Genomic DNA, 12,964 nt, shown 5'->3' with positions numbered 1-12,964 from the left:
AAGCGTCAGAATTTAATCTTGGATGATTAATTCAGTTCTTCTGTTTTTAGCTCGGCCTTCTTCAGTTGCATTGTCTGCCATTGGGCTAGACTCGCCATAACCTTTAGAAGTCAAACGATCTGCAGAAATGCCTTTGTTGACCAAGTAGTCTTTAACCACTTGAGCACGTCTTTCTGATAAAGCTTGGTTATATGATTCTGAACCTTTTGAATCAGTGTGACCAGCGACTTCTACAGCAATCTTACCATGTGTGCTCAATGTAGAAACAGCAGCATCTAAAATGGCAAAAGACTCAGCCCTCAATGAAGATTTGTCAAAGTCAAAGTGTACACCTTGTAATTCGATAACAACTTCAACTTCACAGCCGTCAGCATCAACTACTGCACCAGGTTTGCTGTCTGGGCATTTATCTTTCGAATTAACAACACCATCATTGTCGCTGTCTAATTCACAACCATACATGTCAACTTGTGCACCAGCTGGTGTGTTTGGACAACGGTCATCTTGATCGCTGACACCGTCGCCATCTGAATCAACAGGTGCAGGTGTAACAATGTCTTCAGCAACAGCTGACTTAGATGCAGCACCAATGGCCACGTTCATTGCCATTGTGAAAATGTAATCGTCATAACTGCTTTGTGAACCCACAATGTCATCATTGTCTATGCGGTATTTAATTTCTGAAGTAAAGCCAAAGCGGTCGTTGATTTTTTTCCTGACACCAGCACTCAAATTCAACATAATGTCATCTGATTTAACGCCTGACCATGCTTTTTCACCGTCATGGTCAATGTAACCACCACCGAACCCCAAGAAAGGGCGTAAGCTGCCTTTTTCTCCGAAGTGGTAGCGGGCCATAATGCCTGCAGCGTATTGGTCAATGGCGCCGTTGCCAGTATCGGCAGTGAAACGAGCTGTGTCAAATTCTCCTTCAACAGACCAGTTTTCACTGACAAATTTGCCCAAACCAATACCCCAGCCGAAGTCAGATTCTAAACCTTTGGCACTGTCAACTGCATGGAAGTTGATCATTGGAGAAATCATCCAACGCTCATCAAATTCTGCGGCTGAGCTTAAGCCTGTCAAGCCGACTAAACCGGCCATCAATAACGCTTTTTTCATTTCTTTTACTCCTCAGTAATCTTGTTAATGAAATATTTTACTGTCGTAGTTTAACAATTTCATCAGATGTTAACAACTTTTAACAAAAAAGCCGGACTGTGCCGGCTTTGTATTTGTACATTTTGTTTTATTTTAATCTAAGTCTAAAGACGACTTGGTTTTGTTACGACGTGAACGCTCTTTGTCGCGGTATTCTTTTACACAAGAGTCTTGGTCGTACATCACGCAAGCCAAGTAATCGGTAGATTCAATCAATGCCGCACGAATTGCTTTTCCTGCTGGTGTTTTCTTCTGACCGCCTAAAGAGCCGCTAAAATAACCTTTAGAAACACCAAAATTCATACCGCCACCTTTTGCGGTGCCTTCAATTGTTCTGACATATTCAACTTCACCCGTTGTGGCATTCACCACACGCAAGTCGATTGCTAAATATGCTTTCTGGCTTTTACCACCAACTCTGAAGCCTTTGAAGCCTATGCCGCCACCAGTGCCTTTGGTGTTTTCTTCATAAGCGGCCACTTTACCCGTAATCAGGTATTGAGCACCGGTGACTTTACCCATTTTGGCTGCCGATGATTTTGAAACCCGACCTGAAGCGCCTAAATCCTGTTCGCCCAGAACGCTGTCTAATTTTTGACGTTCTACCACTTTGAATGCACCTGTTGAGACCAGTTCGTTGGCCAGCATGCCGCCTAGTTCACGGCCTACGTCAGCACGCCACCAATGGGCTTGTGTAGAATTGGTAAAGTCCAAAACAGCCACAACGGGTCTGTCTTTGGCCATGACACCGAAAGACGATGTCAACGTAACGATTAATAACAATAACTTTTTCATAATTTCACCTCTAACTTTTAAATATTGATAATTGCTTCTTATACTGCAACAATCTACCCTGATTTTTACTGACAATCAATCATGGATAATAAAAAACTTGATGAATTACGCAGAAATTTGGACGAAATTGATGACAACATCATTTCTTTGATCGCTCAAAGGCAGGCCCATGTTGAAGAAATTGGTCTGGTTAAGAAAGACATTAATAAGCCCACGCGCGACTTTAAAAGAGAAAAAGAAGTCATGGATGGCGTCAAAGCCAAAGCCAAAAAAGCAGGATTAGATGAAACGGTAGCACAAAGTATTTTTGAACTCATCATTGAAACGTCATTGAGTAAACAGGAAAACCTAAAGGTTAAACAGTCGACCTATGGTGCAAACAAAAAAGCATTAATCATCGGTGGTAATGGAAAAATGGGTCAATGGTTTGCCCAATTCCTCAGTACCCAAAATTTTGATGTTCACATCAATGATCAGGCACCATTGTCCAGTCAGAAAAATTTCATTGCCGACATTGAAACCATTGAACTGGATCATGATTACATCATTGTTGCTGCGCCGATCCAAAAAAGTGCTGAAATTATCGAGCAGTTAGCCACTTTGAAACCCAGTGGCATTGTATTGGACGTCAGTTCTATCAAAAGTCCATTGCGCCGACCGTTGAGGCTTTTAACAGATGCTGGCTGCCGTGTGGTGTCGATTCACCCGATGTTTGGACCGGCCACTCAACTGCTGTCTAATAAACACGTCATATTCATTAACATGGGTGATGAAGAAGCGGTCACTCAAGTCAAACAGTTGTTCCATCCGACCATGGCAGAGCGAATAGACATGAAGTTTGAAGATCATGACCGCCTCATTGCTTATGTGCTTGGTTTGTCTCATATCCTGAACATCGCATTCATGACGGTTTTGACAGAATCTGGTGAAGCTGCCCAACATTTGGCACAACTGTCGAGTACCACATTTGATGCTCAGTTGGACATTGCCCGTAATGTCTCACATGAGAATCCACACCTTTATTATGAAATTCAAAAACTGAACCATTACACGCCAAGTACACTCAATGCCTTATCAGATACAGTCCAACGGTTAACAAAGTTGGTGCATGATGGCAATGATGTGGCTTTTACTCAGATTATGAATCAAGCCAAACAATATTTTGCAGATTAATACCCAGTTAAACGCTTGTTGTTAGAGTTGGTTACATCTGGCTTGAGATTTTTACAATAGTCAGCATATAATGATAAGAAAGCTGAGTGCAAAAAGTGTACTCAGTAAATTCACACAATTTAAATTTTTGAGAGAAAGAAATGAAACAAATGCAATCTTCTAACCCGGCAATGAAACAATTTGAGCAGCAGAGCATGAGCTTAGGGCCTGTTGACGAACTCATTGTTGATGATTCGCAACGCATGACTGTCAATGGCACCATAAATAAAACAGGCATCTTGTTGATGGTTGTTGTGGCTGTTGGCGCTTTCAGTTGGAATACCATTATGACCAACCCTTCTTTGGGTTATGGTTTAGCGATATTTGGAGCGATTGGTGCCTTTATTGCCAGTTTAGTGGTCAGTTTTAAACCCACAACTGCACCGATTGGCGCACCGATTGTTGCTGTGCTTGAAGGTTTGTTTGTCGGTGCGATTTCAGGCGTTTTTGAAATGCGTTACCCCGGTTTGGTGGTTCAAGCCATTGGTTTGACCATTGCAGTGATGTTTTCTATGCTGTTTGCCTACCGTACGGGTATCATTAAAGTGACTGGCACTTTCAAGAAAGTCATGGCTTTTGCTTTGATGGGTGTCGGTTTGTTTTATGTTGTGAGCTTTATCGCCAGCTTTTTTGGCGCCGCGCCTTCTTATTTTGAAATGGGCAACAACAGCATGTTCAACATTGGCTTGAACTTGGTGATTGTTGGATTGGCGGCGTTGAGTCTGGTTTTGGATTTCGATTTTATCGAACGTGCGTCTGAACAAAACACGCCTAAGTATATGGAATGGTACGGTGCCTTTGGTTTGATGATTACTTTGGTTTGGTTATACATCGAGCTGTTGCGTTTGTTGGCTCGATTCCAAGAAGATTAACAGCGAGAAGATAAACAGAGAATAGACATGAGTGTTGAAGTCATCAAAGTTGAATACAATAACCCACGACATGCCAAACACATGATGGAGTTGTTAGATTGTTATGCCACTGATCCTATGGGCGGCGGCGTGGCTTTGAGTGACTTCACTGCGCAAAATTTGGTTCCGGCCTTGTCTCAAAGGCCGGAAGCATTCAGCTTGATCGCTTATGTTGACGGGCAGCCTGCCGGTCTGATGAATTGTTTTGAAGGCTTTTCGACCTTTGCCTGTCAGCCTTTGGTGAATGTACATGATGTGGTGGTGGCTCAAGAATACCGTCGCATGGGTGTCAGTCGAGCCTTGTTTGATCGAGCAGAACAGGAAGCTGTTGACCGCGACTGTTGCAAGTTAACCCTTGAAGTCCTTGAAGGAAATGCAATAGCACAAACTGCCTATGAAAATTATGGATTTAAACATTATCAATTAGACCCACAATTGGGTGCAGCAATGTTCTGGGAAAAGAAATTATGAAACAATTTTTGGTGGTATTGGCTTGCTTGTATTTGGCAGCCTGTGTTGAGAAAGGCGAAGATAAATCAGTAGAATCAAAAGATTTGACTGAAAATAAAGTCACTTTGAAAGCATGTACCAAAGAATTGAAAATATGTCCGGATGGCAGTGGTGTTGGCCGAAACAGTGCCAATAACTGTGAATTTGACGCTTGCCCAGAGACAAAGCCTCAAAATTCTGCTGGCTGTACCGATGATGTTAAACAATGTCCTGACGGTAGTTTTGTCAGTCGTGACCCTCTGAAAAGCTGTGCTTTCAAAGCCTGTCAGGAGTTGCCGGTTATGAAAAAGAGTGAGCCCATGATGTGTACACAAGAGGTCAAGCAATGTCCAAATGGAAGTCATGTTGGCAGAGACCCAAATAACAATTGTGCTTTTTCGCCATGTCCCAAAGATAGCGCTAATCTCCAATAAGCCGTTTTCAATCAGCGCCGTCCGTTTTATAATGTTGCATTCTATTAATCAATCAACGGCAAACCATGAAATTTTTGGTCAGTAATGACGACGGTGTTCATGCCAAAGGCATAAAAAAACTCAGCAGTATGCTCAAAGACTTAGGTGATGTGGTGGTTTTTGCGCCCAATCGTGACCGTTCGGGCGCCAGTAACTCTTTGACTTTAGATCGGCCCATTCGTGTGGAAAAAGTGGAACCAGAGGTTTATAGTGTTTATGGTACGCCTACAGATTGTGTTCACTTAGCCGTTACGGGTGTGATGGAAGATGAACCAGACATGGTGGTATCAGGGATCAATAATTCAGCCAACCTCGGTGATGACGTATTGTATTCAGGTACGGTGGCTGCTGCGATAGAAGGTCGTTATTTGGGGTTGCCTGCTGTGGCTGCTTCAATAGTTGTAGATTCAGTCAAAGGCAAAAGGCAAAAAAGAAATTACGACACGGTGACCCATTTTCTGAAAAAAATCATCCAGCATGTGATGACCCATCCTTTACCCCAAGACACCATATTGAATGTCAATGTACCGAATTTAGAGGTGGATGAAATCAAAGGTGTCAAAATCACAAGGTTAGGCAATCGACACAAAGCTGAAAATGCCATCCCGATTACAGACCCTCGAGGGTTTAAAATGTATTGGATTGGCCCTGCAGGCCCGGAAGCTGATGCAGGAGAAGGCACAGATTTTCACGCCGTAAAAAATGGTTATGTTTCTATTTCTCCTATACAGACCGACATGACCAAGCATGATTTTATCAATGAATTAGGCACTTGGGCCAATCATTTATGATGAGTCCTGTTGGCATAGGCATGACATCAGAGCGCACGCGATTGCGCATGATTGAACGCCTGCGCCAACAAAACATCAATGACGAACGTGTTTTGATGGCCATGTCTAATGTGCCGAGACATTTATTTGTTGATGAGGCTTTATCACACCGTGCTTATGAAGACACGGCTCTGCCCATCAGTCACGGCCAAACCATCTCACAACCATGGGTTGTGGCACGCATGACGGAAGTCATTTTACAAGATGATGTGCCAGAAAAAATCCTTGAATTAGGCACAGGCTCTGGGTATCAAGCCGCTGTTTTGGGACAATTAATCGATCAGGTGTTCAGCATTGAACGGATTGACAAGTTAACCAAGCCTGCGCGCCGCCGATTCATCAATATGGGTTATAGGAACATCCGCTGTAAAACAGGTGATGGTTTTGAGGGCTGGGCAAGCGAAGCACCATTTGATGTCATCATATGTACTGCGGCACCAGAAAAAATTCCATACAGCTTGTTAGATCAGTTGAAAGAAGGCGGTAAAATGATTCTGCCAGTGGGAGACAAGGACAAGCAAGAATTGATTGCTTTAATCAAAGGTGAGGATGGATTCAGCCAAGAAAAGCTCGGCGAAGTGTTTTTTGTGCCGCTGTTAGAAGGGGTGGTGCGATGATGATTCGTTTGGTATTGCTGACATTGGTATTGTCGTTATTATCTGCCTGTGGTAGCAAAAAAAGGCCTGCTCGAGTTGATGAGATCAATACCAAAAAATACGCTCAAAGCAGCAAGGTCAGCTCAAGAAGAACTGCACAGCGCATTGAAAATAAAAAAAACAGAGACCAATATCAAGTACGAAAAGGCGACACTTTGTACTCCATTGGTTTCAAATATGACCTGGATTATAAATTTTTGGCCCAGATCAACAACATCTCAAAACCTTACAGAATTTATCCGGGTCAAACCTTAAAGCTTAAATCTGACAGCAAGAAATCTTATGTGACCACACAGCCTTTAAAGACCAACCCCATAGTTACCAATCACAAAATTCAGGCCAAACCATTGGCAAACAGCCAAGGGAGTCAATATCAGCCGGCAAAAGTCAGTTCTAAGCCAGTGGTTAAAAAGCCAGTCGCTGTTGCCACAAAACCTGCTATAAAACCAACTAATAATCCAACCAATCAGTCGACAGTTAAACCTGCCACAAAGCCTGCAGTAAAACCCAAAGCCATTGCAGCCAAAACGCCAGCCGTCAAAAGCGGCAACATCACATGGTCATGGCCCACAGCAGGAAAAATCCGCAGCACCTTCCTCGCCAGTAACCCCGCTCGCAAAGGCATATCCATAGGTGGTAAAGAGGGGCAGGCAGTCAAAGCCGCGGCTCCTGGGGTTGTGGTTTATTCTGGTTCTGGTTTGCTTGGCTATGGCGAACTCATTATCATCAAACACAATGATCAATTCCTCAGCGCCTATGGCCACAACAAAAAACGCTTGGTTACAGAGGGTGATGTGATTAAAGTGGGTCAAACCATAGCTGAACTGGGTTCCAGTGGCACCAATGTCAACAACCTGCATTTCGAAATCAGAAAAAACGGCAAACCAGTCAATCCATTGAATTATGTTAAGCCCTAGTTAGGAATTGAAAAAAGAGCTGTTGTATATGTTGAATGTTTTTACACCGGTGTGTAATCGCTTAAGTTGATTTATGGAACAAAAATGCCTCACTCAAGTCGAGATTGTGCTTAAATCTTAGCCTATAGTGTATTTATGCAGGGTTGTTTATGAAGAAAAGTGAATTTAAAGTGGTTTTGTTAGTTGTTTTTCTTTTGCTGTCTGCAGGATCAATTGCCAGTGAAGAGAATGACACAGGCATTAAAAAGTCAAAGCCGCTCCCATGTATGGAAAATCAGATTTACCGAGCTTTTGATTTCTGGTTGGGTGAGTGGGAGGTTTATGGAAGTTTGGATAAAAGGGGCCCAAAACTTGGTCATAACAGCATCACTCGAACTGAACAAGGTTGTTTGATTATGGAGCAATGGCAAGGCGCCAGCGGCAGTACCGGCACCAGCATGAATTACTACGATGGCATCAGTGAAAAGTGGGTGCAACGTTGGGTCAGCGGTGGTGGCACAGTGATTGAGTATTCTGGTGGGTTGGTTGATATAGAAGGAAATCATTCCAAAAGCAAAAACAAAGCCATGCGATTGATTGGAAAAATCTACTATGCATCAAGTCAGCAAAAACCACAAGTCAGAGATTTCCGAGGCACATGGACGCCATTAGAGCAAGGTGTTGTCCGACAGTTTTTTGAAGAATCAATAGATGATGGAAAAACGTGGAAAGTGTGGTTTGATGGCTTTTATTTTCCGGCAAAATAGGCCCGCAAGTAAAGGCCTGAGCTTGCAATAAGATAAAAGCAAGCTCAGTTATTTTTATACAATCAATTCTTCTGCAGCATTTCTAAAATACTGGAAAAATCTTTGCCACCTTGCCCGGCGGCTTGGTGGATTTGGTATAGCTGTGTGGCCAATGCACCCAGTGGTGTGGCGCTTTGGCTTTTGGCAGCCAGTTCTTGCGATAGACCTAAATCTTTGCTCATCAAGTCAACCATGAAACCACCTTGGTATCCATTACTTGATGGCACGTTGTCCATGACGCCAGGGTAGGGGTTGTAGACTTGTAATGACCAGTTGTTGCCGGAGCTGGCTTTCATGATGTCTGACATCACTGCTGGGTCGAGGCCTTGTTGTGCGCCCATGTTCAGCGCTTCAGCTGAACCAATCATATGAATGGCCAGCAGCATGTTGTTACAAATCTTGGCCACTTGTCCAGCACCTGATGTGCCAGCATGAAAAATGTTCTTGCCCATGGCTTGTAGAACGGGTTGAGCGCGCTCGTAATGTTCGGCTTCACCACCACAAATAAAGGTCAATGAACCGGCTTGTGCCGCAGCTGTGCCGCCCGATACCGGTGCATCAATCATGGCAATGCCGCTGATCTCGCAGGCTTTGGCGACGGTACGCGCATCATCGGCAGCAATGGTCGATGAATCGATGACCAGCACGTCTTTTTTCAAGTGGCTGATTAAGCCGTTGTTGCCCTTGTTGTTGCCAATATAGAGGGATTTCACGATGGCGCCATTGGGCAACATGGAAATCACAAAATCGGCGTCAGTGACCGCATCAGTGGCCTGTGCTGCAATCGATGCGCCAGCGGCTTTCAATTCAGCCATGGCGTCTTTGTTCAAATCATAAACGGTGACTGCAAAGCCTTCGTTTATCAGGTTTTTGGCCATGGGGCCGCCCATGTTACCTAAACCAATAAATGCTACTTTTTGTGTCATTTTGTCATCCCCTCAGGTTTTGTAAAGTATTCGGCAAGCTGTTGATCAGTGATGTCTTCTACTGATGAAACGCTCCATTGTGGTGTGCCGTCTTTGTCAATCAACAAGGCGCGAATGCCTTCTTGTAAATCTGGGTGCATGGCGCACTGAACCGACATCGTCAATTCCATGGCAAAGACTTCGTCTAAGCTCATGTGTTTGGCCATTTCAATTTGCTCTCTTACCAAAGCCAAAGTCATCGGCGAGCCGCCTAACAATGAAGCTTTGGCGCGTGACAACCATTTGTCATCGGTTTCCAAGCCTTCAAACTGTGCCACCACATCAGATAAATCAGTCGGTGCCATCAGTTCATTGATCAACTCATAATTCATCCACAAAGCAGACTCATGTACGCGGCATTCCATTTGTGTGGTGGTGATGGCTTCTGTGATACCATCATGTGTGCCGTCAGAGCTGGCTATGGCCTGAAGCACATGGTCTTTGTCTTCGGATGCGACAGCAAAGTCTGCCAGTTTGGTGAACAATGCATCGGCGGCATTCATTCGTGCACCAGTCATGCCCAAAAATTCGGCACATTTACCTGGCATGCGGTTGAAAAACCAGGAAGCGCCGACATCGGGGTATAATCCGATGGTCACTTCTGGCATGGCGATCATAGAGCGTTCTGTTACGATGCGGTGTGAACCACCGACAGCAACACCCAAGCCGCCGCCCATGACGATGCCGTCAGCCCAAATGATAACGGGTTTGGCATATTCGTGGATGGTTTGGTCGAGTTTGTATTCCTTGGTGAAGAATTCAGTGGCTTTGGCAGGTACATCGCCCGCTGCGGTTTCTTTCATTGAGTGGTATAACATCACCACGTCGCCGCCGGCACAGAATGCTTTCTCACCTGCGCCTTCAACCCATACCGCTTTGACTTCGTCATTGGTCGCCCAATCATCCAAAGCCACTTGCATGGACTCAATCATGTCAGTCGATAAAGCATTCAAAGCTTTCGGTTTGTCGAGGATGATTTTCCCCAACAAGCCGAATGATGTTTCAATAGTCTCCGCAACAATGGCCATCAGATGATCACCTCAGTGGCACCTTCTTCCAAAACTTTGCGTGAAATAATCAAACGCATGATTTCATTGGTGCCCTCTAAAATTCTATGTACACGCGAATCACGCACATGTCGTTCCAGTGGGTATTCTTTGATGTAACCATAACCGCCGTGTAGTTGTAATGCTTCGTCACAAATTTGGAAGCAGACATCGGTAGCAAAACGTTTGGCCATGGCGCAATAGGCCGTGGCTTGTGGGTCTTTGCTGTCTAATTTAACCGCAGCCAAGCGAACCATTTGGCGTGCCGCAATCAATTCAGTAACCATGTCGGCCAATTTGAATTGCAGGGCTTGGAATGAAGCCAGTTTTTTAGTGAACTGCTTTCTTTCCAACATATAAGCCTGTGCTTGGTTGACAGCCGCTTGTGCCGTGCCCAAAGAACATGAAGCGATGTTGATGCGACCACCGTCTAAACCTTTCATGGCGAAGGTAAAGCCTTTGCCTTCATCACCAATCAAATAACCGGCTGGGATGCGCACGTCTTCAAAAGTGATCAAGCGTGTGGGCTGTGAATTCCAACCCATTTTGTCTTCTTTCTTACCGTAGCTGATGCCAGCGGCATCCGCAGGAACCATAAAGCATGAAATGCCTTTGGGGCCAGTGGTGCCGGTGCGTGCCATCACGATCAATACATCAGTAGAACCTGCGCCTGATATGAAGGTTTTGCTGCCATTAAGAACGTATTCGTCACCGTCTTTTTTGGCAGAAGTTTGCAAATTGGCGGCATCTGAACCATGGCCAGGCTCGGTCAAACAATAAGAAGCCAACAGTTCACCAGAAGTCAGTTTGGTGCCCCATTCATTGGCCAAAGTTTCTGACCCAAATGAGGTCAGCATCCAAGCACACATGTTGTGGATGGTTAAAAAAGCTGTGGTTGATGTGCAATGTTTAGACATTTCTTCGAAAATCAAAGAAGCATCCAAACGGCTCAAACCCAAACCACCATACTGTTCTGGTGAATATAAGCCCAAAAAGCCCAGTTCGCCGGTGGATTTAATCACATCGACAGGAAAATGGCTTTCTTCGTCCCACTTGGCAGCATTCGGCGACATTTCACTTAAGGCAAATTCTTTGGCTGCATCGACAAAAGCTTGTTGGTCTTCGTTTAAATCAAAATTCATAACTTAGTCCTCCTAATAGCAAATAATAGCAAGTTGGCATTACAAATTAATGGTGGCATTTGGTGCCGCATCATCTGGAATGTCGTCTTCAAACCAACGTGCAGTAATGGTCTTGGTTTCGGTGTAGAAACGAACCGCTTGCTTGCCGTAGGCGTGTTGGTCACCGTAGAAGGATTTTCTCCAGCCAGTGAATGAGAAGAAAGGCAAGGGCACTGGAATAGGGATGTTGATGCCCACTTGGCCGACTTTGATTTCATGTTGGAATTTGCGCGCCGCTGCACCTGATGATGTGAACAATGACGTGCCGTTACCGTAAGGGTTGTTGTTAATCAACTCAATGGCTTCTTCCAAAGTGTCTGCTGTCATGACACACAAAACGGGGCCAAAGATTTCAGTTTTGTAAATTTCCATGTCAGTGGTGACGTTAGAGAATAATGTGGGTCCAATCCAGTTGCCGTTCGGGTAACCTTCGACTTCCAAGCCTCGGCCATCCAATAACAAATCAGCGCCTTCTTCAACACCTTGTGCAATCAAACCTTCAACGCGTGCTTTGGCTTGTGGTGAAATCAATGGGCCGTAAAAAGACTTAGGATCTTCCCAGTAACCGGGTTTCATTTCAGTCATCTTGCCTTTGATTTCGTCTAACCAAGACTGCGCTTCACCTACCAATACAGCGACAGAAATTGCCATACAACGTTGACCGGCTGCACCACAGGCAGAGCCCGCAATATTATTGATCACTTGGTTTTTGTTGGCATCTGGCATCACAACCATGTGGTTTTTAGCACCAGCAAAAGCTTGAACACGTTTCAAGTTATCGGTACCTGTTTTGTAAATGTGTTCGCCTACAGGTACTGAACCGACGAAAGAAATCGCTTCGATGTCATCGTGGTGCAATATTTGATTCACTTGATCTTTACCGCCATGAACCACTTGTAATACGTCACGAGGAAAACCTGCTTCGTAGAACAATTCAGCCAAACGCATCGGTGTGTTTGGATCTTGCTCAGAAGGTTTTAAGATGAATGTGTTGCCACAAACAACGGCCATAGGGAACATCCACAAAGGAATCATCGCAGGGAAATTAAATGGTGTGATACCGGCACAAACGCCCAAAGGTTGAATCAAAGAATAGGTGTCAACTTTAGAGGCAACGTTTTCAACTGTTTCGCCCATCATCATGTTAGGGATGTTGGCGGCATGTTCTGCCACTTCAATACCACGCCACACGTCGCCTTTGGCATCTTCGAAGTTTTTACCTGTTTCAAGGGCCAAAATTTCAGCCAACTCATCATGGTGTTCTTTCAATAAATGTTGGTATTGCAACATCATGCGGGCACGTTTGGTAACCGGCACGTCTTTCCATGTTTCAAAAGCATTTTTAGCTGAAGCAATCGCTTGCTCCATTTCAGATTCAGTGGCCATAGGCACTGTGCAAATCACTTCTTGAGTGGCAGGATCGGTCACGTCCAACCAATCGTTTGTTTTACTGATGACGGCTTGGCCATCGATAAACATGGAAACTTGTTTTGTCATAATACACCTTGATTATTTGTGTTGATTTGAATCCTTTCTTGTCCTG

Annotated in this window: 14 protein-coding genes; 8 read left to right on the top strand and 6 right to left on the bottom strand. The window is 44.5% G+C overall.

Annotated elements, in window-relative coordinates:
• Positions 1–12 precede the first annotated feature (12 nt).
• Positions 13–1,122 carry an OmpA family protein gene (locus FET73_RS09680; protein WP_154223740.1) on the bottom strand — a complete coding sequence of 370 codons (1,110 nt, stop codon included), beginning with the start codon at positions 1,120–1,122 and terminating at the stop codon, positions 13–15.
• A 132-nt stretch (positions 1,123–1,254) separates the two neighbouring features.
• A complete protein-coding gene (locus FET73_RS09675) occupies positions 1,255–1,956 on the bottom strand; it encodes a CsgG/HfaB family protein (protein ID WP_154223739.1) in 702 nt (233 codons plus the stop codon).
• Between the two features lie 81 nt (positions 1,957–2,037).
• Here FET73_RS09675 and FET73_RS09670 point away from each other — a divergent pair, with 81 nt between their 5' ends.
• The 8 genes from FET73_RS09670 (at position 2,038) to FET73_RS09635 (ending at position 8,190) form a co-directional block, all read left to right on the top strand.
• On the top strand, positions 2,038–3,129 hold the full coding sequence (locus FET73_RS09670) for a bifunctional chorismate mutase/prephenate dehydrogenase (protein WP_154223738.1): 1,092 nt from the start codon (positions 2,038–2,040) through the stop codon (positions 3,127–3,129).
• 140 nt (positions 3,130–3,269) lie between these two features.
• Positions 3,270–4,040 carry a Bax inhibitor-1/YccA family protein gene (locus tag FET73_RS09665; RefSeq protein ID WP_154223737.1) on the top strand — a complete coding sequence of 257 codons (771 nt, stop codon included), beginning with the start codon at positions 3,270–3,272 and terminating at the stop codon, positions 4,038–4,040.
• Between the two features lie 27 nt (positions 4,041–4,067).
• Complete coding sequence (locus tag FET73_RS09660; RefSeq protein WP_154223736.1) at positions 4,068–4,550, top strand: GNAT family N-acetyltransferase; 483 nt, start codon at positions 4,068–4,070, stop codon at positions 4,548–4,550.
• The gene (locus tag FET73_RS09655) at positions 4,547–5,002 is read left to right on the top strand and encodes a hypothetical protein (protein WP_154223735.1); all 456 of its coding nucleotides are present in this window, start codon (positions 4,547–4,549) and stop codon (positions 5,000–5,002) included. The genes FET73_RS09660 and FET73_RS09655 overlap by 4 nt, the downstream gene beginning before the upstream one ends.
• A 65-nt stretch (positions 5,003–5,067) precedes the next feature.
• Complete coding sequence (surE, locus tag FET73_RS09650) at positions 5,068–5,832, top strand: 5'/3'-nucleotidase SurE (RefSeq protein ID WP_154223734.1); 765 nt, start codon at positions 5,068–5,070, stop codon at positions 5,830–5,832.
• Positions 5,829–6,488, top strand: a complete 660-nt coding sequence (locus FET73_RS09645) for a protein-L-isoaspartate(D-aspartate) O-methyltransferase (protein WP_154223923.1) — start codon at positions 5,829–5,831, stop codon at positions 6,486–6,488. Before surE ends, FET73_RS09645 begins: the two co-directional genes overlap by 4 nt.
• Positions 6,485–7,444 (top strand): peptidoglycan DD-metalloendopeptidase family protein, encoded by a 960-nt coding sequence (locus FET73_RS09640; protein WP_154223733.1) that lies wholly within the window; start codon positions 6,485–6,487, stop codon positions 7,442–7,444. The genes FET73_RS09645 and FET73_RS09640 overlap by 4 nt, the downstream gene beginning before the upstream one ends.
• Before the next feature lie 149 nt (positions 7,445–7,593).
• On the top strand, positions 7,594–8,190 hold the full coding sequence (locus FET73_RS09635) for a hypothetical protein (RefSeq protein WP_154223732.1): 597 nt from the start codon (positions 7,594–7,596) through the stop codon (positions 8,188–8,190).
• 62 nt (positions 8,191–8,252) lie between these two features.
• Here the strand turns inward: FET73_RS09635 and mmsB are convergent, their stop codons facing one another.
• The 4 genes from mmsB to FET73_RS09615 are packed head-to-tail and all read right to left on the bottom strand — an operon-like array spanning position 8,253 to position 12,918.
• Positions 8,253–9,155 (bottom strand): 3-hydroxyisobutyrate dehydrogenase, encoded by a 903-nt coding sequence (mmsB, locus tag FET73_RS09630; RefSeq protein WP_154223731.1) that lies wholly within the window; start codon positions 9,153–9,155, stop codon positions 8,253–8,255.
• Entirely contained in the window at positions 9,152–10,222 is a 1,071-nt protein-coding gene (locus tag FET73_RS09625) for an enoyl-CoA hydratase/isomerase family protein (RefSeq protein WP_154223730.1), read from the bottom strand. The genes mmsB and FET73_RS09625 overlap by 4 nt, the downstream gene beginning before the upstream one ends.
• The gene (locus FET73_RS09620) at positions 10,222–11,382 is read right to left on the bottom strand and encodes an acyl-CoA dehydrogenase family protein (protein ID WP_154223729.1); all 1,161 of its coding nucleotides are present in this window, start codon (positions 11,380–11,382) and stop codon (positions 10,222–10,224) included. The genes FET73_RS09625 and FET73_RS09620 overlap by 1 nt, the downstream gene beginning before the upstream one ends.
• A gap of 39 nt (positions 11,383–11,421) precedes the next feature.
• Positions 11,422–12,918 carry a CoA-acylating methylmalonate-semialdehyde dehydrogenase gene (locus tag FET73_RS09615; RefSeq protein WP_154223728.1) on the bottom strand — a complete coding sequence of 499 codons (1,497 nt, stop codon included), beginning with the start codon at positions 12,916–12,918 and terminating at the stop codon, positions 11,422–11,424.
• Positions 12,919–12,964 lie beyond the last annotated feature (46 nt).

Source organism: Marinicella rhabdoformis (assembly GCF_009671245.1).
Lineage (GTDB): Bacteria > Pseudomonadota > Gammaproteobacteria > Xanthomonadales > Marinicellaceae > Marinicella > Marinicella rhabdoformis.
This window is presented reverse-complemented; position numbering and strand designations above follow the sequence as displayed.

Bases quoted from the DNA above. Each gene is read 5' to 3' on its own strand.
- FET73_RS09680 (WP_154223740.1), bottom strand. From the start codon at position 1,122: ATGAAAAAAGCGTTATTGATGGCCGGTTTAGTCGGCTTGACAGGCTTA.
- FET73_RS09675 (WP_154223739.1), bottom strand. From the start codon at position 1,956: ATGAAAAAGTTATTGTTATTAATCGTTACGTTGACATCGTCTTTCGGT.
- FET73_RS09670 (WP_154223738.1), top strand. From the start codon at position 2,038: ATGGATAATAAAAAACTTGATGAATTACGCAGAAATTTGGACGAAATT.
- FET73_RS09665 (WP_154223737.1), top strand. From the start codon at position 3,270: ATGAAACAAATGCAATCTTCTAACCCGGCAATGAAACAATTTGAGCAG.
- FET73_RS09660 (WP_154223736.1), top strand. From the start codon at position 4,068: ATGAGTGTTGAAGTCATCAAAGTTGAATACAATAACCCACGACATGCC.
- FET73_RS09655 (WP_154223735.1), top strand. From the start codon at position 4,547: ATGAAACAATTTTTGGTGGTATTGGCTTGCTTGTATTTGGCAGCCTGT.
- surE (WP_154223734.1), top strand. From the start codon at position 5,068: ATGAAATTTTTGGTCAGTAATGACGACGGTGTTCATGCCAAAGGCATA.
- FET73_RS09645 (WP_154223923.1), top strand. From the start codon at position 5,829: ATGATGAGTCCTGTTGGCATAGGCATGACATCAGAGCGCACGCGATTG.
- FET73_RS09640 (WP_154223733.1), top strand. From the start codon at position 6,485: ATGATGATTCGTTTGGTATTGCTGACATTGGTATTGTCGTTATTATCT.
- FET73_RS09635 (WP_154223732.1), top strand. From the start codon at position 7,594: ATGAAGAAAAGTGAATTTAAAGTGGTTTTGTTAGTTGTTTTTCTTTTG.
- mmsB (WP_154223731.1), bottom strand. From the start codon at position 9,155: ATGACACAAAAAGTAGCATTTATTGGTTTAGGTAACATGGGCGGCCCC.
- FET73_RS09625 (WP_154223730.1), bottom strand. From the start codon at position 10,222: ATGGCCATTGTTGCGGAGACTATTGAAACATCATTCGGCTTGTTGGGG.
- FET73_RS09620 (WP_154223729.1), bottom strand. From the start codon at position 11,382: ATGAATTTTGATTTAAACGAAGACCAACAAGCTTTTGTCGATGCAGCC.
- FET73_RS09615 (WP_154223728.1), bottom strand. From the start codon at position 12,918: ATGACAAAACAAGTTTCCATGTTTATCGATGGCCAAGCCGTCATCAGT.